At 48.1% G+C, this 20851-nt stretch carries 22 protein-coding genes; 2 read left to right on the top strand and 20 right to left on the bottom strand.

Features of this window, described 5'->3' with window-relative positions:
* Positions 1 to 6: 6 nt before the first annotated feature.
* From T3H97_RS05770 to T3H97_RS05675, 20 genes are all read right to left on the bottom strand, one after another.
* Positions 7 to 1011 carry an ABC transporter permease gene (locus T3H97_RS05770; RefSeq protein ID WP_069291317.1) on the bottom strand — a complete coding sequence of 335 codons (1005 nt, stop codon included), beginning with the start codon at positions 1009 to 1011 and terminating at the stop codon, positions 7 to 9.
* Positions 1012 to 1040: 29 nt separating this feature from the next.
* The gene (locus tag T3H97_RS05765) at positions 1041 to 2696 is read right to left on the bottom strand and encodes an ABC transporter substrate-binding protein (protein WP_328801956.1); all 1656 of its coding nucleotides are present in this window, start codon (positions 2694 to 2696) and stop codon (positions 1041 to 1043) included.
* Positions 2697 to 3452: 756 nt separating this feature from the next.
* On the bottom strand, positions 3453 to 4418 hold the full coding sequence (locus T3H97_RS05760) for a glycoside hydrolase family 25 protein (RefSeq protein WP_328801955.1): 966 nt from the start codon (positions 4416 to 4418) through the stop codon (positions 3453 to 3455).
* Positions 4419 to 4576: 158 nt separating this feature from the next.
* The gene (locus T3H97_RS05755) at positions 4577 to 5023 is read right to left on the bottom strand and encodes a phage holin family protein (protein ID WP_023987387.1); all 447 of its coding nucleotides are present in this window, start codon (positions 5021 to 5023) and stop codon (positions 4577 to 4579) included.
* Between the two features lie 87 nt (positions 5024 to 5110).
* Positions 5111 to 5377, bottom strand: coding sequence for a hypothetical protein (locus tag T3H97_RS05750; RefSeq protein WP_328801954.1), 267 nt, complete (start codon positions 5375 to 5377; stop codon positions 5111 to 5113).
* A 59-nt stretch (positions 5378 to 5436) separates the two neighbouring features.
* Positions 5437 to 6048 (bottom strand): hypothetical protein, encoded by a 612-nt coding sequence (locus tag T3H97_RS05745; protein WP_328801953.1) that lies wholly within the window; start codon positions 6046 to 6048, stop codon positions 5437 to 5439.
* A 12-nt stretch (positions 6049 to 6060) separates the two neighbouring features.
* On the bottom strand, positions 6061 to 8601 hold the full coding sequence (locus tag T3H97_RS05740) for a hypothetical protein (protein ID WP_328801952.1): 2541 nt from the start codon (positions 8599 to 8601) through the stop codon (positions 6061 to 6063).
* Between the two features lies 1 nt (position 8602).
* A complete protein-coding gene (locus tag T3H97_RS05735; protein WP_328801951.1) occupies positions 8603 to 9277 on the bottom strand; it encodes a YmfQ family protein in 675 nt (224 codons plus the stop codon).
* A complete protein-coding gene (locus T3H97_RS05730; protein WP_328801950.1) occupies positions 9270 to 10421 on the bottom strand; it encodes a baseplate J/gp47 family protein in 1152 nt (383 codons plus the stop codon). Before T3H97_RS05730 ends, T3H97_RS05735 begins: the two co-directional genes overlap by 8 nt.
* The gene (locus T3H97_RS05725) at positions 10421 to 10885 is read right to left on the bottom strand and encodes a DUF2634 domain-containing protein (RefSeq protein ID WP_028543145.1); all 465 of its coding nucleotides are present in this window, start codon (positions 10883 to 10885) and stop codon (positions 10421 to 10423) included. Before T3H97_RS05725 ends, T3H97_RS05730 begins: the two co-directional genes overlap by 1 nt.
* Positions 10878 to 11285: a hypothetical protein gene (locus tag T3H97_RS05720; protein WP_328801949.1), complete on the bottom strand. Its 408-nt coding sequence runs from the start codon at positions 11283 to 11285 to the stop codon at positions 10878 to 10880. Before T3H97_RS05720 ends, T3H97_RS05725 begins: the two co-directional genes overlap by 8 nt.
* Entirely contained in the window at positions 11278 to 12255 is a 978-nt protein-coding gene (locus tag T3H97_RS05715; protein ID WP_328801948.1) for an XkdQ/YqbQ family protein, read from the bottom strand. Before T3H97_RS05715 ends, T3H97_RS05720 begins: the two co-directional genes overlap by 8 nt.
* Positions 12252 to 12896, bottom strand: a complete 645-nt coding sequence (locus T3H97_RS05710) for a LysM peptidoglycan-binding domain-containing protein (protein WP_028543147.1) — start codon at positions 12894 to 12896, stop codon at positions 12252 to 12254. The genes T3H97_RS05715 and T3H97_RS05710 overlap by 4 nt, the downstream gene beginning before the upstream one ends.
* A gap of 36 nt (positions 12897 to 12932) precedes the next feature.
* Complete coding sequence (locus tag T3H97_RS05705; RefSeq protein ID WP_328801947.1) at positions 12933 to 14702, bottom strand: glycine zipper domain-containing protein; 1770 nt, start codon at positions 14700 to 14702, stop codon at positions 12933 to 12935.
* A gap of 176 nt (positions 14703 to 14878) precedes the next feature.
* The gene (locus T3H97_RS05700; protein WP_007429164.1) at positions 14879 to 15313 is read right to left on the bottom strand and encodes a phage tail assembly chaperone; all 435 of its coding nucleotides are present in this window, start codon (positions 15311 to 15313) and stop codon (positions 14879 to 14881) included.
* 76 nt (positions 15314 to 15389) lie between these two features.
* Positions 15390 to 15797, bottom strand: a complete 408-nt coding sequence (locus T3H97_RS05695) for a phage tail tube protein (protein ID WP_013309122.1) — start codon at positions 15795 to 15797, stop codon at positions 15390 to 15392.
* Positions 15798 to 15919: 122 nt separating this feature from the next.
* Complete coding sequence (locus tag T3H97_RS05690) at positions 15920 to 17386, bottom strand: phage tail sheath family protein (protein ID WP_328801946.1); 1467 nt, start codon at positions 17384 to 17386, stop codon at positions 15920 to 15922.
* A 2-nt stretch (positions 17387 to 17388) separates the two neighbouring features.
* Positions 17389 to 17607, bottom strand: coding sequence for a YqzN/YkzM domain-containing protein (locus tag T3H97_RS05685; RefSeq protein WP_220027208.1), 219 nt, complete (start codon positions 17605 to 17607; stop codon positions 17389 to 17391).
* 10 nt (positions 17608 to 17617) lie between these two features.
* Positions 17618 to 18478: a hypothetical protein gene (locus T3H97_RS05680; RefSeq protein WP_328801945.1), complete on the bottom strand. Its 861-nt coding sequence runs from the start codon at positions 18476 to 18478 to the stop codon at positions 17618 to 17620.
* A gap of 469 nt (positions 18479 to 18947) precedes the next feature.
* Positions 18948 to 19424, bottom strand: coding sequence for an ArpU family phage packaging/lysis transcriptional regulator (locus tag T3H97_RS05675; RefSeq protein ID WP_165144578.1), 477 nt, complete (start codon positions 19422 to 19424; stop codon positions 18948 to 18950).
* A 331-nt stretch (positions 19425 to 19755) separates the two neighbouring features.
* On the opposite strand from T3H97_RS05675, the gene T3H97_RS05670 reads away from it, so the two are divergent.
* A complete protein-coding gene (locus tag T3H97_RS05670; RefSeq protein ID WP_039269479.1) occupies positions 19756 to 20229 on the top strand; it encodes a helix-turn-helix domain-containing protein in 474 nt (157 codons plus the stop codon).
* Between the two features lie 11 nt (positions 20230 to 20240).
* Positions 20241 to 20666, top strand: a complete 426-nt coding sequence (locus T3H97_RS05665; RefSeq protein WP_311081830.1) for an ImmA/IrrE family metallo-endopeptidase — start codon at positions 20241 to 20243, stop codon at positions 20664 to 20666.
* Positions 20667 to 20851 lie beyond the last annotated feature (185 nt).

Raw genomic sequence — 20851 nt, 5'->3', positions numbered from 1 at the left:
ACTTGATTACTGATAACGGATACGCCGGTCGAGCACCGCGTACAGCAAATCGACAATCAGATTAATGATGACGAACAGGAACGCAATGATCAGAATTCCGCTTTGAATAACCGGATAGTCACGCGAGCTGATCGCTTCAAAAATGTACCGTCCGATGCCAGGCCAGGCAAAAATGGTTTCTGTCAGTACCGCGCCTCCCAGTAGTGAGCCAGTCTGAAGACCGATGACAGTAAGTACGGGGATCGCAGCATTTTTAAGCGCATGTTTGTACACGACTTGAAAAGATGCCAGCCCCTTCGCCCGAGCCGTACGGATATAGTCCGCATCCATAACCTCCAGCATGCTGGAACGGGTAATGCGCGCAATGACCGCCATTGGAATCGTTCCAAGTGCGATACTGGGCAGGATCAAATGCTTGATGACGGTCCACACCTGATCCATACGCCCACCTATGAATGCATCAATCACGGCTAAATGTGTCACAGCTTCCACCGGATCACGGGAATTCATGCGTCCGATGGAAGGAAGCCAATGCAGTTTATTTGCAAAGATCCACTGCTCCATCAAGCCCAGCCAAAAAATCGGCATCGATACTCCGACCAGTGCAATGACCATGCTGACATAGTCAAACCAGGAATTTCGCTTCCAGGCACTCACGATGCCGGCATTCATTCCGACTACAACGGCAAAAAACATGCTTGCTACTGTCAACTCCAGCGTAGCCGCCAGATAAGGGACCATTTCCCGGGCAATCGGCTGCTTGGTGCGAATGGAATCGCCCAAGTCCCCTTGTGCCAGCTCACCTAAATAGGTCCCATATTGCTGTAACCACGGCTTATTCAGCCCCAATTGCTCACGTAGCGCCTGCTTGGACTGTTCCGTAGCCTTATCTCCCAGTATGGTTTCCGCCGGATCTCCCGGAATAGCATGAATAATGGAAAAAACGATGAGCGTCATGCCCAGTAATACAGGAATCAATATGGCCAGTCTTTTTACAATATATGAGTTCATATCCTATTCACCGCCTGCTTGCGTTTGGGCTATTCAAAATAAATATTTCCATACGCTTCCATACCTGCTGGAGAAGGTACAAAACCCTTGAGGTTCGCTTTACCTGCCATCAGCGGTGTGCTGTGAACCAATGGAATCCACGGCGCATCCTGTTTAATAATCACTTGTGCTTCTTTATACAGTTCCGCACGCTTGCCCTGATCGACCTCAACCTGCGCCTTCACCAATATTTTGTGGAGTTCCTCATTCACATAAAAACTACGGTTATTGCCTGGAAACGTATCCTTGTCCAGCAATGTATAAAGGAAATTATCCGGGTCACCATTATCCCCGTTCCATCCCAGCATATACAGATCATCCTTTTTCCCCGCCTTAACATCATCCAGATACGTAGCCCATTCCGGGGATTGGATGTTTACTTTGACGCCTATTTTTTCAAAATCGGCTTGAATGGCCTCTGCCACCTTTTTGCCGTCAGGCATATAAGGACGAGATACGGGCATTGCATAGAAGGTTAACGGCTCGGGAAGCCCGTTAGGAAAGCCCGCTTCCGCCAGCAAAGATTTAGCCTTATCCAGATCATAGGCGTAGTCCTGGATACTATCGTTGTACCCCCATAACGTAGGTGGCATCGGATTGACCGCAGGCTTGGCCTGCCCTGCAAACAATGCATCAATAATAGCCTGCTTGTTCACTGCGTGATTCAGTGCCTGCCGCACCTTGGGATTATTGAATGTCTTTTTCTTCAAATTAAATCCAATGTACGCCACATTAAAGGAGGGACGTTCAATTTTCACCAACTCGTTGTTACCTTCTAACTGCTTCGCATCATCCGGGTTCAAATCCTCCATCAGGTCAATTTCCCCGTTTTGCAGAGCATTAAATCGCGCAGTATTGTCGGGTATGGAACGAACAATGATCTTTGCCAGCTTCGGCTGCCCCTCTTTCCAATAGTTTGGATTCTTCTCCAAGGTAATGGTATCGTTCCGTTTCCATTCCTTAAATACAAAAGGTCCCGTGCCGACCGGATTACTCTTGAAATCAGCCTTTTTCTCCTGAATAGCCTTGGGACTAGCAATACTAAAGGATGGCATGGCGATATTTTGTAAAAACGGCGCCTGCGGCTTGTTTAGTGTAAACTGGACGCTGTTCGCATCTACCGCTTTAACCTCCTTAATCACCCTACTTCCTTCAGGACCGAACATAGAATCATAATAGTCAAACGAGTCACCTTCAAATTTGTATGGACTTTTCGGATCAGCCCAGCGGTCAAAGTTAAACACAACCGCTTCTGCGTTAAAGTCACTTCCGTCATGGAATTTTACACCCTGACGCAGCTTGAACGTATAGACCAGTCCATCCGGTGATACTTCCCAGCTCTCTGCAAGCCCCGGTTGGATCTCCGTTGTATTTTCCTTATATTCCAACAGTGTGTCGAACACTTGCATTCCGATTTTTAGCGACTCGCTTTCAGTCACAATGGCAGGATCTAGCGCCACGGAATCTCCGCCGCGTCCATAAATGAGCGTGTCCTGCACGCCCTCTCCTGCTCCACTTGGTGTTTTCCCTGCCTCTGGCTTTGCTCCTTCACTTGATCCCCCACAACCGGAAAGCGCCAAAACAGCTCCTAGCGCAAGCACCAGCAGAACGGTCCAGATTTTGTGTTTTGCATACTTTTTGCTCATGCAGCAAACCCCTTTCACACCTTATATATTGTTAATTCGTTGATACCGGGTGAATGCCAATTCCTTTGGATTGACATGACAAGCTTGTCCTCAAGCTGTGGTCCCAAGTTCCGAGTTCATCAAATAGGTGTAGTAGGACAGAAGTGTTCATAATCTAGTGGTGTAAGAGATGCTGTAGGGTAATGAATAGATGTGATGTAATAAATAGAAAGAGGAGTATGTTAGGTCGTGGTGAAAGTGTGATATATACTCACAAACAGTGAATATTATGCTCAAACAAAGTTGATTATTGGATACTTTACTATAAAATCTGGAAGCAGACAAGGGGGTTTTTCATACATTCCGATATGTTTTTATTCATCATGTCAATTAATATTACAAACCAACTTACACGATCATATTAAATAAATGCTCCTGCTTAGGGTCTTCAACCTCCAAGCAGGAGCATAATCTTACCTCAAAAATGTATTCAGCATCAAACCTACATCCTTTATATCCTAATCCCCAGGTATCTTCTGAAATAAACAAACATACAGGGGCCTTTACAGCTCGATCGGGCTGGTAGACATGCTGCATTTTCACCCAATGATTCACACTTTTAAAGCGTTCGAGTTCAGCTTATGTAGAAATTATGAAGAACATTACTTTACAATAAATGCAGGCGGTTGCCTTTGAACCGCCTGTCAATTTACGTTTCAGGTATATGGTTTGCATCACATGAAAATAATCCCTTCCGGGCATAAGATTTGCAAAAGATCATTTGGTTGTTTTAAACACACCCAGACGGTTCAGTACCACCAGTAAGCGATAAAAATCATAACTACTTGGCAGTTTCGCATCCACAATCGGGCTAGCTGGATTAAATGCAACGGCGGCAGCCATCGCTTCCTTCGCCCATGCCGGTACAGGCATAGCCTGACGCGCCTCCAGTTCAGCGACCCGCTGATCCATCTTTTTAATATAAGCGCTTTGTTCATTCAACGTCTGCTTGAGCACATCTTTGCTGTTTTCAAGGACGGCGACCTGCTGCTGCAGGGCCTTAAATGCCGCTTTTTCCTCTGCTGTCATTGGCTCATCCCCCTCTTCTCCTGCAAATGCTTGGCGTAGCTCGGCCTCTGTTCCGGCGTATACATTCAGGTCAACCGGTCCTTGAATTCCATCAACCCGTCCACTATCGCTGTATTGCCAAAAGTCCCAGCTCTTCCATGCCGTGGTGTCGCTGGGCACCCGTGTGCTATAATGCGCAATCCACAGCTTATAACTACCTAATGGCGCTTTGAAATGGGCTGCAAAAGCATTCCCTGTATATACCATCGGCTTACGGCCGCTTACCCGTTCAAATTCCGTTACAAATGCCAACGCAATCTCATGAATCGCGGCCGAGCTAAGCCCTCCCGGATTATTTTCGTAATCCATCACCGCTGGCAAGTCCAGCGCTTTCGCACCACCCACCTGATCCAGCACCTCGGCGAAATGCCTGGCTTCCGCTTTTGCTGCGTTTACACTGGTGGCATCTACAAAATGGTAAGCTCCCAGCAAGAGCCCGGCTGCCTTGATCCCTTTTGCATTCGTGATAAATGTCGGATCGACGTAACGCTGTCCTTGACTCGCTTTAATAAAGGCAAACGATTTACCATCGGCTCGTACACGTTTCCAATCAATTGTTCCCTGATATCGGGACACGTCAATGCCTTCGGCAGCGTTAGGGCTGCGATTCTGCATAAGGCGTTCCCTCCTTATCATTCATAATGTTGTAGCTCACTCTGTCTCTGTTATCCATATGCTTGGACCATCCATACGGTCTGGGCTTTTCCACTTTTATACCGAAAAAAGGGCAAAAAGGTAGTCTGCCTATTTTGGTAGTGGCTACTGGTGGCACTTTATGAAGCTTTATTTTCTTTGTCAGAAGGGTCGGTTGGCTTTATTTTTTCTCCACTCGACTTGGACTCAAAAATGGCTACTGCATTCCGCAAAATATCCGGCATCGGCACTCCCATTCTGCCCACATTTTCAATAATGGACAACAGCTCGTTCGCTAAATAAAAGAAAACGACGGCATCCCGGAAGTAATGTGCATCCCCGAGAATACCGTCGATTAGATGAGCTACCGTAATGAGCAAAAACACGGTAACCTTGCGAAAAATACCGTAATACCCCTGGCGGCTTTTTAGCTCCCCATTAATCCAGGCCGCTGCCCATCCGGTGAAAAAGTCGATCACGACCATCCACCACAGCAACGTCAACATTGTAGTCCACCCCCCAAAAAAATAACCGATCAAGGTCCCCGTGGAAAGCCCCAGCCAAATCTGATCGATCTTTTCATGCATGTTTGTTCCCCCTTTTGAACCTAGGTGTAAAGTGAATGCCCTTGGTTAATCCAAGGGCATAAAAACAATGATTTTTGTTTTGTTCTCTTATACTGTTTTCTTACGGAAAATAGAGTTATACCATTTAACCGTTTCTTCCTGTTCATTCAGAGCATCAGTTGATGATGAATCATCTACGTTGCCAGCTACTAGATCAGAATGCTTGGATAAAATAATCTTCATTACTTGTTCACGTTGTTCTTCATCTAAAGCGTAGCTCCCCAAGATCGTTGCTATATCGCCCTCTCCTCGCTCATAGCGGGTGATGCAAGCATGAGCACAAATACGCATTTGAGCCTCTGTTAAAGCGGTCATAGTTATGACTTCACCTCTTTTATATAAAAATTTCTGCTATATATAATAGTCTGTACACGTTATTTTCCTGTGCTACCAAGCATGAGCTGGGTCAGCGTCACTTCGAGATCTGCAATACGCTGCTTCAGTTGATCTGTCTCACTCGGCTGTTGCTCTGCCTTTTGTGTCAGTTCCTTAATCGCTTCGGCACTTAATCCTTCACTCCAGAACGTCGTTGGGTCTCTTCGTACTGGAGCCGTGAATGTCTGAGCAAAATATACAGGTTCATCCCCGCGTTCGTTTTCCGGCTTGTTTCGCCATTCATCACGCAGCTTCTGAAATGCTGCCTGAGCCTCCTTGCTAAGTTGCTCGTATTCGTTTTGTGCTCCTATCACCTTTTGATTATATTCCGCTTCATAGGTCAGCCAGCCTTGGATATCAAAATGAGGCTGGTATAGACCGGGTGGTACTGGAATTCCTACTGTGTAACCAGCAAGGATGCTTTCTGAACTTGTTCCATTTATGGTACCAGAGCTACTGTCAATAAGCTGATAGGTGTCTAGCTGCTGGTTTGTATCAGATAGCGTGGGCGAAGATGGAGTATAAAAAGGGACGACACCTGAAAAGGCATCGTCCACCAGCTCGTCCTCCAGATAGAGGCCGTTTGTATTTACTTTAGGTACTACTTTCATGTTGTGACCTCCTTATTTTTCTGCTATGAATGGCGGGAAAAGAAGGCTCACTGAGGTGCTATCTTTTGCCCCTCCACCACCAAAACAAACTCTTCCATCTGGAAAAATATCAAAAGGTACAAAAACAGGCCCGCTAGGCCCGTAACCGTAAGAAACAGGGCCTTGTATGCTGATAGGTCTGTAACCTTGCGGCAGAGTAAACAGCGCTGACCCTCCGGTTGTCAAACCGTTTGTAATTAACCCCCTGATATGGACGAAACCGTTACTATCCTTCATTATCCCCACGGGTCTATTTGCAGACCAGCCATTAAGCAACGTCGGGTAAAACCATGCAGGACTATCTTTGTCGGCCTTCTTGTTCTCTACTACAGACAGACGCGTGTTTGCTTGTTGTACGCTGTCCACCAAGTCTGACAGCAGCGTCTTTTCGTTGGCTGCGTATGAGCCTGTAAACGGTACGACTGGCGATGGTGCAAGCATAAAGTATGTGACGCTATAAGCAGATTCTGGCAAGTACCTTGACGGATAAATAGCTATCGCCATCCCATTATCTTCACCATTAAACGTTCCCCAACCACTTTGCACAGCTCGGTTATCTTGATAAAGATTCAGGTATGACTTAACTGCGTGTCGTGTGGCGTTCCCTCTAGTTAGACCCGTGTTGATATCAACGTTAGAAAATTTAGTAGGATTCGCTCTCTCTCGCAGTACAATCCCTGTACCTACTTCAACCTGATTGTCTCCTTCGTTAAACGTAAGTTGACCCTCGGATACAATAGGCTCAACGGTAGGCGTTGCAAGTTGGTATACAAGTTTGTACGGCTCCCAATATACGAACCTGCCGTCTTTACTCAATCCAGGATCTATTTGCGTTGTTGGCAAGGTGGAGGTGGTAGCCCCATGATTGTTTATTTTTCTCCAACTTTTAGGACCTTGATTATTGTATAATTCGGCAGAAGTACCGTTCCAGTAATACATATTCCACCCTAGGAAATACGCTTTAATCTCGTCCTGTGTTGGTGTGTATCCGTCTGCCCATCCACTGTCCGCGACAGAGATTGATAGGCCCACAATGCCGGATTCAGGGCTAAGGTGAGATTGATCCGGCCCGCTTAACGGGAAAACATGCTGAATCAACTTGCCATCAAACTTTGTTATCCTCTCACTGTCAACCACTCCATTAGTAACAGGAATCCTCACGACTTTGTAGCCCGTTCCTGACGCGAAGTAAATCCACGCTAAATTACCATCAAGCGTCAGCCCTTGCCACTTCTTCGACTTGTAGTATTGCCCGTCACGTTCAAAAACTGTATCTGCATTCGCCCCCGTAACAGGGTCGGCGTACAGGTCTGTTTGCAATGCCAACATAGAATCCTCACGCGGTTTGAATGGTTTGGCTGTGCTGCCGATGTTGAGCATTAATTCGGAAAACGTAAACGTCCCGGTCGAAGTGTTCCCATTGTCTATTGTCACTCGTAATCTACTTGCATTAGCTGGAGCTGTGAATGTTAAAGGCAGAGGCGTTGAAGTCGTGTTCCCTCCGCCCACCACGTTTCCATTGGCATCCTCGAAAGCCATGTACAAAATCCCTGTTACCTCTCCGCTAATTGTGTATGCTTTTCCTATCACGACAGGAACGTACACATTTGCCGCCTGAAAAGACGCTGTAGCGGCGAGTGATAAGGAATAAGGGCCTGCCGCTTTCATATTGGCGTGTAGCCCCCATTCATAGAAGCTCGGCAAAAGGTTTTCCCCGTACATAATCGCATACGGATTACGTACAGGCATTACGCTGTCTACATATGGATATTTGGCAGCTACCTGTTCGGCGGTCATGCTATCCAGCGCAACATATTCTGAGGCGCTAATTTCATAGAGACGAATCGCGTCTGCATAAAAAGCTTGACCCGTTGCTGTTGAAATCGATGAAACTTCCAAGTTTATCGCAGTATCGTTTGCTGGTGCACATTTTGTATAGATTGTTACAAATTGACTCTTATCTATGGACTGCTTGAGCGCCTTATTACCACCCGTAGAAAAGTTTACATAAATATTGTTTGAAGCATTGACGTTTTTAACATCAGCCAGGGCGATATAGTACCTTCCGCCAGTAAGCTTTAATCCGCTACTGTACACGTTATACACGCCGGTAGCGTTCTTTGCAGTGACCTTGATAGATCCCGCACCCTGCGCCTTATTAGATGTATCAACTGCAAGATCAGCTTCCCAACCTAAAAGGCTACCGATTTGATCGCCAGAGCCTGCGCGCCCAAGTAGGTTAACCAGCATTCGTCCGGTTATTCCGGACAAAGAAAATGGAGCCGCCTTAACAGCGTTAAGTATCTGTACTCCGGGTTCGAGAGTCACCGCCTTACGCTCCGTCGTATCCAGACGCTTCTTGATCTCATTTACACCATCATTCACGTCACCTGCGAAATCATCTACAGCGCGCCAGTTTTGATCCAAATACTTCTCCAGATCAAAATACGTGGTTTTGGGCGATGTGCGGTCAATTTGATTTAGACCAAGATTCGGTGTTTTTTCGCTTGCCATGTTACGCGCCACCTCCTAAATATCTATCCTGTGTTGTATGTTCATTTTCATAGAGGGTCATAGACTCAACTTCGGCAATGGTCAGGTAGCGTAATTTGTACTCTACTGCCATGTGAGCGGGCTTGATCTCCTCAATGGCTGCTTTAAGATCCTCCACGTTGGGCGGAATCCCAATGGTATCTATAAATTTGACCGTAAATCCCCATTCGGCAGGGTGAAAAATAACATCTACCGTACCTCCGTCATACGCCTCTGCTACATTTTTGACAAGCCGGCCGGAAAAAGTTCCTGCCCCTCGCAGCTTCGATTCCACCACCGCACGCCGTTGGTCCAATGGCTTCGCCAGATCGGTTTCAATCCCTAGCTCCATTTCCCAGCGTTCCAACCCCCATGTGGCGGTACGCACGAAAAACTGTCCCACCGTTGCATCCATTGCAAGATACAAGGCGTCCAATTCGCTTCCTTTAGCATCCATATCGGAACGCATCACACGTGAGGTTTCATAATAGGCAGGCAAATAGGAAAGCAGCTCGCGTCCCCGCTCGCTGCTCATTTGGCCCACTGTATCTCCCGCTATCGTTACCCGATTAACAAAAGTGCCACTACGATTTGTACGTTTTCCCTCGTCTGAGTTATCCAAAAGCTCTTCAAAACTGTTCGTTCCATTGTTACTCACTGACGCTCACCGTCCCCAGCACTGCCACCTGACCTGATCCAATCTCAATATTCTGATTGCTCTGTCCATTGATTTTCAGTTCAGAGAAATCAATAATGATCGGAATGTCCAGCAGCACAGCAGAAATCCGGGTGTACCGTACCAACGGGTCTTCCTTGTAAAAAGCAAGCTGCTTCAAATACGTCCGCACACCGCTTTCGATCAGCTTTTTGATTTCATCCAGTGTGGACGGCTTCTCTTTGGTACGTTGTACCTTGACCGAAATGTTAATCTCAACTTCTGCCGCTGGCATAACCGTCACCACAGGGCCCGCTGGTGCCAGCCCTTCTCCTTGCCCATCCTGGGTCGGATCAATGTACTTCTGCACCGCAGCCACGATATCTGGACTGGCCGCGCGTTTATCCGTGTCCAGCACATATAACCCTACTGTTCCTGGCCCTTTCCAGAGCGGAACAACTTCCACGCCACCCACACCAGCAATCTCATTCGCCCACTGGGTATACTGCGCCTTGTTGCCGCTGGTGCCCTGATTCCGCACCTTGGCATAAAAACGCTCCAGCAACAGCTGGTCGCTTTCAACGTCTGTGCCGCTTTTGGTCTCCTCCTTATTGATCACAGAAGCAACCCCGCTAACCGGGGTTGCCATCACTTGGATGACACCCGCAGGCACATTGCCGCTACGCCCGGGATTGACCGCCCGAATAGCCGCTTCCCCGGCACCTTGTTCATCCAGCGTGACCGAAGCCGTGGTCGCATACTCAATGGAGGCTTCCCCGGATACATCATCTGCCGGGGTCGCCACCAACGTTCCCGCCGGGACGGTCGTTCCCGCTGTGCCCGTGAACGTGACCATACCCGAGGCAGCAACCGCTTCTCGCCGTGTCACCCCATGCTCTGCTGTCCGCAAATCCAGCTCCGGCGAGCGAAAATCCGGGTTGTCGCTGGCTGCTGTGCTGGCAAAGCCACGTCGCAGTAGCTCCTGCGCCCAGATTGCCGCTTCGGATAGCATAAACGCTACTGGCGCCTGTGCATCCCAAATAAAAGAGCCCTCAGACTTATCTATGTCCGAAGGCACTTTTTCCAGCATCCGATTTAAAATTTCCTCTTCCGTCTGGTCTACCAAATATTCCGGCAAGTCTGCCATTAGATCACCACACTTTCCACAATTTCCGTTTCATCTCGCACGTTCGTAATCTGGCAGCTAAAATGGCACGCCTCACCTTCCCAGCGAAACGTGAATTGGTCCACACTAGCTGTACGCGCATCTGCCAGCAACGCCTCCGTGACCATGCGTTTAATTTCACTTTCCTGCACACCGTGCCCATAGCTGCTGCCAATCAGCTCCTCCAGCTCACTCCCATAGTCAGGTGAATAGATCACATGCCGGTAGCGAGGAGTGCGAATCGCTTTTTCACACCATTGTACCCAGGCTTCTTTCTCGCCTGTAGTCACGATTTTACGGCTAGGGCTCATAACAAACTCACCAGCTTCAAAATCAAACCGCCAGCTTCGCCCAAATACAGCCCGATTATCCTCCAGTACATCCGGGTCGGTCATATCCGTGTCTGTCCAGATCATATCATCTGTTTCGGGAAATAAATTAGCCACGTCCACTCACCACCTTGCACACGACCACCACATCGTTGCCGCTATTCACCCGAACCGCAAGTACACGATCTCCAGGCTTGAGTCCTTCGTTCAAACTGAGACTCACATCCTCCAGCTCGTCTTCCCCGATATAAAAGGAAGTTTTCAGCTCTTTGCCTTCCCAATTTTCCGATTCCACTGCGGTTGAGGTGCCTTTATACATATGACGTGGTACAGACAGCCGCCCCGGCAGCTCGGCGACCAGATAATCCTGAAGCTCATGTTTAAAATCGTCCAGCTTGAGTCCCGTGGAGGTGATCGTGCCTAGTACCGCGCCCACTCCACTCAGCGCTTGCTTGGTATGCTTATGAAATGAAGATTGCAGCGCAGTAGCCAAATGCCCATAGGGGTCCTTATTCAAGGTAAAACCTCCTTTTTACATCGTCATACGTTCCGAGCTCCAGCGACATACTGCCGGGGTTACCTAATTCCCTGCTCACTGAAATGACCAACAGCTTAATGGAACCTAACATTACCGCGTCTCCTGCTCGGATCGTGTTCATATCCGGTGCATTTACCGATATCGTTTGCTGTATGCCTCTCAGCTTACTTTTGGCCAACTCACGTGCTGCTGCACCAGACTTAACCTCGTCATCCTGCACGATCACCTGAAGGGTTCCATATTTGGCAATGTCCTTTTCTTCAAGCGCCATCACCTTGGACGGTACCTCATTGCCTGATTCACTGGCAGCCGTAGCCAGTACCTTCACTCTCGTGGCCGCGCCTTCCAGCGTACGGGACTGTGTCGTATCAGTCACTCTCTCCAAAATATACACATCTTTGTTCGTTCCCAGCTCGTACAGCTCCAGCCCGGAAGAAATCATCCGTGGATGATACAGCTTCCCCCCCGCCTTTGCCGTTTCGCGCAGATCTCCCAGCATCATAGAATAGATGGACTGTGTGCGGTATACGGCGCGTCCCAGCGTTTTTTTCGTATCTGGCAATGAAGCGATTTTCAGCTTCCAGTCCCTAGCATACTTCTGAAAACGCTGAGTAGCCGTCTGCTTAGCAGGGAGTAAATATTCATCCTCTGACTTGTCTAAATACACCGTACGGTCATATAGCGTCAGCGTCATACGCTTGAGCCCGTTGTTAGATGTTTCTACTTCCCAGATCACCGCTGGAGACAACAAGGGAACATAATCTTTTTTGCCATAAGGAATTCCGCTAACCCGAATGGACATCCCAGGGGAAATGGCGGGCATATCCGGCGTAACGACCAGATTGACCGTGCCCTGATAGGCGATTTGCTCCAGCGAATCCCTCAAATTAATGTTTTCCACAAGCGGCGACAAATCATATTTATCCTGTAAAATGACTTTATAGCTCATGACAACACCAGCTTTTGCCCCGGTTTAATTGCATTCGGATTTTGCCCAATGACCTTTTTATTAAGCTGATAAATACGACTCCATTGCGAACTGTCCCCCAGCTCCAGCTTGGCAATTTTGGACAAGGAATCCCCGGACTTAACCGTATATGTTTTTTTCTTTTCTTTCATATCTGTGCGGGGCTTTTTGTTGACCGCAGCAGCCTTGCTTCCTGTGACACCAGCTTTTTTGGCAACTTTCATATCACTCCAGGTCCGCAGTGACAGATCAAAATTCACATCCCCATACTCGCCGCCGCGAAAGGTAGAATTATGAGATGCCACAATTACTGGCACATTCACGGCTGTCTCCGTAATAATAAAACGTAGCGGGTTCTTGGATAACAAAAAGCCATTCAACGTGTTCATGGCCTCCTGTGGATCAGGGATATCTTCGTATGTGCAATACGCTGGATTGTATTCTTTCGGAAAAAATGAAGAGAAGGAGATTTCCTTCACCTTCTCCCCTTGTGGGAAGTCAAACTCCCCATAGGATAAAATCGTCGTTGTATCAAATCCCTTTTGCCGTGAGATCGTCACTTCCTCAGGATTTACTGGAAATTGAAACTTTTTTCCTTTACCATCCGTCAAACTAAATTCCATCTCTTTCCTCCTTCCCCATGGCTACCATCTACTCCATTACATAGCTCCAGCGCCTGCTGGCTTGGTATTCTGCGTTGCACGCAAAATTTCAGCTTTGAGACGGTAGCCAATTTGCGTAATAAGCCCATCCACATCCAGCTTGTTCTCATGTACAGTGACCTGTACAGCCCCCGCAGGAAGATTGAATTGGTTGGTGGTTTCCGTTTTAAAATCCTTCAAAAAGCCAGACAGTGTTCCCATTTGTTCAGGACTGATCTGTACTACTTGAGGAGTTGGATTGCCATTGGCCTTGCCTTTAGCTTTGGTACCATTGTTCGCATGAGCCGCAGTATTCAGTAGTGGGTTTGGATTGACTCCCTGGTTAGCTATAGCCATCGGTCCGTAAGGATTAGGAACACCTTTTACGCCTGGTTGCGGAGGTACGTTTGCAACTGCACTAGCACTATAATTTATAGCCATAGGCGTTAAGGGCTCAAATGACTTACCTAAATTCGAATGAGGTGGGATTGCTGGTTTAGAGGTTGCTGGTTTAGGAGCTTCAGGTGGCTTAGCTGGCTCTTTCTTAGGTTCATCTTTTTTACCAAAAGAAAAGAAATCAGAAAAGCCTTTACCAAAATCTCCAGCCTTATCAGAAAGCCAGCCTGTAACCTGGGAAGCTTTTTCTCCAAGGAATTTACCAGCGGACTTCGCTTTGTCCATCATGGCTGGACCATAATCTGAGACTAATCCACCAATTTTCCCACCGACAAAGTCTCCCGCCATACCCCCAAGTGTAGAACCAACCACAGTACCAATACCCGGAAGCAAAAATGAACCTATAGCTCCGCCTAATGCAGAACCAGCAGTCCCACCAACTGTGGAACCGATAGCTTCTGCACGTTCTTTACCAGAGGTAGCCTTCGCGATGTTCACAATATCCATTCCATAGCTTAAAGGTCCCAACAGTTTTTTCGCTCCACCTTTTAGAAGGTTTTTGAATAAGCCTGATCCGGCTTCCTCAGCTGCACCAGCAGTACTTGGGTTTATAATACTAGAAGCGGCGCTAGAAACTGCATCTATAGCAGCACTGCCGCCGCTTTTGATATTCCCAACTATTCCACCGCCGCCTTTAAAAACATCCATCACCCCTTCTAACATGTCTCCAGTGCCACCGAAACTTTCAAGAACTTCACCACCAGCCTTCCCCAATGCAGCCCTATTTTCCCACATTTTCCTTGCACCATTAGCTAATTTTTGCCTTCTTGTAGTTCCTCCTGCTGATTTAACTTTATCCCACTCAGCTCTAAATACTCCTCTTTTTTCCTTTAATTCAGAAAATCCCTTCATTCCTTCGCCAAACTTTTTGACACCCCCGAGGGTGTCTTTGAGATTTTCAAAAAAACCCTTTGGCTCTTCTTCTTTCGTCCCACCACCGATCTTCAGAGAGCCTAACTTAGTACTTAAATCCGCAATAGCGGCCGTATTGGCCTCTACAGCAGTAGTATTTGCTTTCAAAACCGTACTCAGATTGTTATCGGTCTTCGGGGAGCCTGAGCCAGATTGGGAGTTTACCTTCACATTTACATTCCCCGAGGCGTTAATAATCTGGGATTTGACCCGATTAATCTTGTTCAACAGATTATCCAATCCTTTGGAAGCCATATCGTTCAGCACAATCTCAGGAGCCATGCGGGTACGTCCAATTTTCAAAACACGGCCCTGAATCCGCTCAAAATAGCGTTCCATTGCACGCAACTCTCTGTTCGCCTTAATGACGTTTTTAGGATCAATCACAAGGTTCATGCGGTAATTTAATGCTTCTGCCATCTATCATGTTCACCTCCTTGTTTATGCTTTTGAAGCTGCTATGCTATCCATTTCCTGCTCGGCAAACGCCAGCAGCAGCATGCGCTCACCGCGGGGAAGCCGCCAAAAGTCTCCGGGGCGGAGGTGGTGCCGGACCCACAAGTGGTACAGCATCGTCGTCATTCCCCCGGAGCCGATTAGTTTTTTAGGTCAGCAATCTCAACGCCAAAACCGGACAGTTCCAGCACCTTATCCCCTACTGCATCCAGCTCACCCGCCAGCAGCATACGGCGGACGGACTGTTCGCCACCGGACAGCTTCAAACGGCTTGTAATCCGCGGATCGCCCCAACCGTTAAGGGACAAGCCCTTCACTTCCAGCTTGCCGGTAGCTTCCGAAATCAACAAGGCGTTGAACGTTTCAGTATCTACTTTTTCATCTACAGCACCCTTCACGGTTCGGCGAATCGTGCAGCGTTCACGAATGCTGTCCACCTTACTGGAGGTCAGGCCGTGCAGCACAATTTTCATATCGAGACGCTTGATACGTACCGTTTCCTCCGGCAGTTTTTCAGCAGCTTCAAACAGGCTGTCCAAAATTTGTTCTTCTGTCATATTCTCATTCAAGCTCATAAGTCATTCTCCCTTATTGTTTATTTGTATTTGGGGAACGGAACGCCTCACAGCATCCCATCCCCCGTTTTCCAATTTAGTTTGCTACAATCGGATCTAGCAGCTCATAGCCTTCAAAGGTGAAGGTCGTTTCTTCCTGTACTTCTTCACCTGCTGTCCAGTTGGCCAGTTGGATTTTGTCAGCAGTGCAACGAATGAGACGAATACTTTCATGTCCGAAAGCTTCTGGATCATCCAATTTAGTAATAATCTCAAAACGGTTAAAACCGCGACGAATCATATCGGATGTGACCTTGTAGCCACTCATTGTTCCCGTTCCCTTTTTGATACCGCGCTTGTGTACCTTCCACTCGTTGCCCACGAGATTCAGCTCGCGTTTTTCCATTTCCACGCTGGCTTCCAGCTTATTGATATTCGTCTGCCACACCCCATCCACATGCGCCTGACCATACGTACCTAAAATGACTCTTGAAGCATCCAACATTTCTTTTTCCTCCTCAAAATGATCCATAATATAGTTCGGGATTTCACAAAATCCTCGTTGTTAACAAGCTACTTCATTTCTGCTGATTGTCTGCGAATTCCTTATACACGTAAAATGCTTATTTATTGCACGTAAAATGTGCCGAACAGTTGCTCCATCACGTCGGTGAGCTTCACGTTCCATTGCAGGAACACTTGATCCGGCTCCGGTTTGATTACTGGCGCATCGCCATAGTAAGCCGGGTCGAGAATGACATCGTAGCCATCTGCTTCGATGACGTTGCTCAGCGACAGCTGTGCCAGGTATTCTTTGATTGCACCGATAAGCGCCAGACGACCTTCCACCGTGTTGTTGATTTTGCCAATGTAAGTCTCTTCGGCTGCACGCTGCAAGTCAGCATTAATAGCATCCATGACACGGATGGAACGAATTTTCTTCCATGCATTGTTTTGTCCGGCAGACGGGTTCACCAAGCTGTTGATGCCACGCAGCGCTTTGACCTGACGGCCATCGAAGAACAATAGGAAGACACCGTTACGGACTGCCTGCTCCTGCTCGGAACGTGTCCAGCGGCGGGTTACATCCTCAAAAGGCGTAACCGCATACGTCGCCGATTGATTCAGACGTTGGCCTGCAATCAGCCCGGCTACATAAGCAGCCGTTTGGGCGGAACTGTAGTCCGTACCTGCCAGACGTACGCCTGTACCGACGTTCACGATACCTTCATGGTTCAGCGCCAGGGAACGTGCAGAGGCCAAGCTGACGGCTGTTTTGGACACATCATCTGCCGCAGAACCGCCGAATACAGCGATTACGCCTTTACCTTCGTTGCGGACACGCTTGATCCAGGCAGCAAAGCTTTGCAGCAATGCCAGATCAGCTGCATAATCCAGGGCCAAGACATTAAATTCCTGTCCTTCAAGTGCCTCCTGCATCGCGATGTAATCGGCATTAACCAGCTTGCTATTGCCGCTGTTGCCGCCAGTAAGGTGTACGCCGCTGACATCCACCGGAATGCCGCCGTCGCCAACAACCTCGGCCTTCACCCATACGTTTTCACTGTTCTCGTTCATGGCCTTGGCAATAGAAGCTGCTGTACCGTCACTGCCTTTGTACGTGCCGAGTAGCTTGGTTCCTTCATAGAGGCGCACCTCACGAGCTTGGTCATCACCCAAAGTTGGCTGTACAGTCACAGCGAAACCATTACCGCGGCTACCTGTGTACAAAGCCTTCAGACGCAGCACATCCGCCGGGGTCGCACCGCCGCTTTTCAGCGTCACAGATGCTTCAGCAGCTGTATCATCTGCCAAACGGTAGGCTAGCAGCTTTTTCGGACCGCCCAGCAAAGCCAGATACAGCGTCGAATACGCGGTCGCACCGTCCAGACTGTCACCGGAAAAGATTTGGCTGATTGCCGTTTCACTGCCGATCTCTACAAACTCACGTACAGGGCCCCAATTCGCCTTAACGGGTACAACGACCGTACCACGCGACCCACCTTGAATTGCTGAAGCTGCTGCTGCCTGAAAATTCATATACAAACCCGGCAATACCGGTTTATTCGTGTTTTCCCATGTTCCGCCTGCCATAATTAGTCCACCTTCGCTTTCATAAATTGTTCGATTTTAGTGTGTGCTTCTGCTACCGTAAACAGCTTGTCCTGTGTGCCAAAAAAGGCGCCTGCCAGCACTTCTTCTTTCACGGAAAACAATTGTTCTGCGTGTTCCTTTAGCTCCTCCAGCGTATAGCGAGGGCCACTTGCTTCCTGCCCGGCATATACCGGGGCATTCTCATGGTTTTCCAAGGTCACTCGGACCACCTCATTTCAAAATAGGATGAATTTCCACTCTGCGAATCAACGCCGCTTCCTCAGCCGGGCGCATACGCCGCTGTACTAGCATCAGCCGAAGCTGACCATCTAAAATGGCATCCGCCTGCAAATCGGCTGAAGCTTCAGCTGTAGACATATAACGGCCTTTGTCCTGATCCAGAGGAAGCTGGATTTGAGCGGCAAAGCCCTCGATCAGTGTGGAAGCTGCGCGGTTTTCTTCAGTGGTGTCCGAGGCGGTAATATGCCCGATGAACCGTTTGCGCAGCTCATACATGGAGGCTCCCGCCATCCTAGTTTCGCAGCCGCTCATCCGCCATAGTACCGCTTGCCGCCCCGGCTGTGCGGGCCATGCGTCGGCGTATACCGACCACGTTTCACCCAGTTGCTTCTGCGTCCAGCGGACCAGCGCGGCCAGCCACTCTTCCGGCTGTGTAGCACCGTTTGCTGGAGCGGGTGAACCACCTTCCGACTCAGGCACATACACGCCAAAACGCAGCGTTCTATAGGCCTTGCCCGTAACAGTGTCCAGCTTTTCTGCATCCCGCACGCCCAAATAGTGCGCGGTAAAAGCCGATGTGTCCTCACCTGCACCTGTCACTGGTTCCCGGTGCAGCCCAGCAATCAGGGCATTCGCCCATACATCAGCCTGCGCCAGCCCGGCTTGTCCTGCGTACAACTTGATGCGAACAACCTGCCGATAGCCAGCCCAGGAAGACTTCCAGATTTCCTCGCCCAGCGCCATAACAGCATACGGCTCCTCTGCCGTCTGCGACGGTGGCTGAACATCGTATACACGCCCTTGCAGCGCTGGAATAATTTCAATGAGCTTTTGCTTAAAGGCTTGTCTCATTCTGCGGCATGCCACCTTTGCGTACCCTGCGTGCGCATGTTGTGGCTATTCAGCCAGGCTTTTTTCCACTTCCGTGTTCTCATCCGGCGTAGCCTCGTACTCATGCATTGCAGCATCCCTTGCTTAGGCAACACGACTCCTCCTTTCTATTCAACGAATTCCCGGGAACCGACAGAGACGATCACCGCATGAAAAAACCGGCCCTAATGGCCGGCTAACGTTTGACTGTGTGTGTCTTCGGTATGTCCTCTTGTCTTGATTCCCGATGATATAATCTTACACCCTAATAACGAATGCGTTGCCGGGGAAATGGACGATAAAAGCAGAGACTAGGGATGATGTCGGGAGGTTTTTAGAGAACGTGTGTTCCTATTACAAAAAAAGGCCTTGATCCCTGTTATTACAGGAAATCAAAGCCTTTAGGAAATGATATTAAATTATAAACGAGAACAGATGGATAATTATTACATTAACCCGATTTTCGATCCGCGCCCTTCTGCAAGCCTGCCAAATTTAAAACGCCTTGGTCCGCCAGCGCAAGCGCCATTTTGTAAAAAGCACGCGTGCGAAGCTTCGTATACGTATCCTTGCTGACTGGCGGGTCTAACACATAATTGTAAACCTTGTAATCAAACACATCGTCATCCTTTAAATAACGTTCACGGATGAGCAGCTGTTCGCGTTCATTCAAGCGACTCACTACGGCATCCACCATTTCGCAGTAGGCCAAGCGGGCGGCAGGAGCATCTACATTATATACGGCTGTCCGGGCCGTTGGATCGCTTGTTACATTCGTGGGGCCGTTCGGGCGATCCGTATAGCCAGCAGTAATAAAGCTCTCCCGATCCATAAAAGTAATCGTTTTATAAATCCGGTATTTCTCAAACACACCCTCCAATGCATTCTGCGTTTTGCGACGGTCCAATTCGGGTAAGTTATTTCTCATGTAAAGCAACACTCCTTATCTTATGCCTTTTGACAATGATGTATTTTAAATGAGGATTTTGCACTTCGAAGCGACTGGAATCGAATTTTGCAAAATCCTGAAATAGAAAAACGCTCTTGTTTACAATCTGTTCCCCTTTTGTTCGTATCTTGAGTATAACATAACATTATTTAGGATAGGTATCCATCGTCAAAAAAAGCAGTATACCTCCAAAAACAGGATATTCGCTTCATTTTCCTATGCCTTTTGGCATATTACGTGCTTTTACTATTTACCTAATGGTATAATAAAACTAATATCTATGATTCTCTTGCAGAAAGGAGCCCCCATTGTGGAACAGCCAGCATTCGGAACTTACTTAAAACAGCAGCGTGAGCACAAACAATGGAGCATCAACCAATTGGCAGATGCTGCAGGTATTAGCAATTCACAAATTTCCCGCATTGAAAATGGACTGCGCGGAATCCCCAAACCTTCCACTCTCCGCAAAATAGCGGATGCGCTTAGCGTATCCTATACCGAAATGATGAAGGCCGCCGGATATTGGGGAGACGATGATTCAATGGAGCAAAATCAACATGAACTTTATCGTTCTACTGTGCCAGAATGGGCAACCTCCAAAGACCGCCGGGATTTTAAAAAAATGCTGGAGGAAGACGACGAATTAATGTTCGATGGTATTCCGCTGGATGAAAAAGATCGTCAACGGATCAAGGACGTGCTGACAGGTCTGTTCTGGGAAGCCAAGCAGATGAACAAACATAAAAAGCCCAAAGAGCCCCGAACGGGCAAAGATCAGGGATAGCAGGTGAGCGTATGAACGAACTCATTCACAAACTTGTCCGAAAATACCGTACCAACTGCCCCTTCGATATTGCGAAAGCCCTGGGTATCCATATCCGATTCTGCGATCTAGGCCCCACAACCAAAGGGCTGTATTACCACAAGCTGCGTAGAAGATTTATCGTCATCCACAATGGCCTCACACCCGAATGGGAACGGTTCGTCTGTGCGCATGAATTGGGACATGACCGACTGCATAAAGGCATCAGCCGCTTTTTTATGGAGGAGCATTCCTACTTTTCCCCAGGAAAGTTTGAACAGCAGGCCAATCGGTTTGCCGTGCTTTTGCTGAGTGAAGGAAAACCGCCACTAGCTGACGAAACGTTGGATCACTATTTACCCCGCATCGGGCTGCCCAAAGAGACTGCCCTTTTTTTTGATCACAAAACAGAACGTTAGTTCCTATTCTATGAGTTACTGTTGATTACTTCCTCTATAATATAGGTAACTAGACGATGGGTTTAACAACCGATATATCAAAAAATTTTAATGCTTTGATATAAAATAGAAGTTATTTTTACAATCATCTGATAAAATGTGGTCGTAAGCGGTTTCTCTAATTCATTCATTTTATGGGAGGTTGA

The sequence above is a fragment of the Paenibacillus sp. LX16 genome, from assembly GCF_036252815.1.
GTDB lineage: Bacteria > Bacillota > Bacilli > Paenibacillales > Paenibacillaceae > Paenibacillus > Paenibacillus polymyxa_B.
This window is presented reverse-complemented; position numbering and strand designations above follow the sequence as displayed.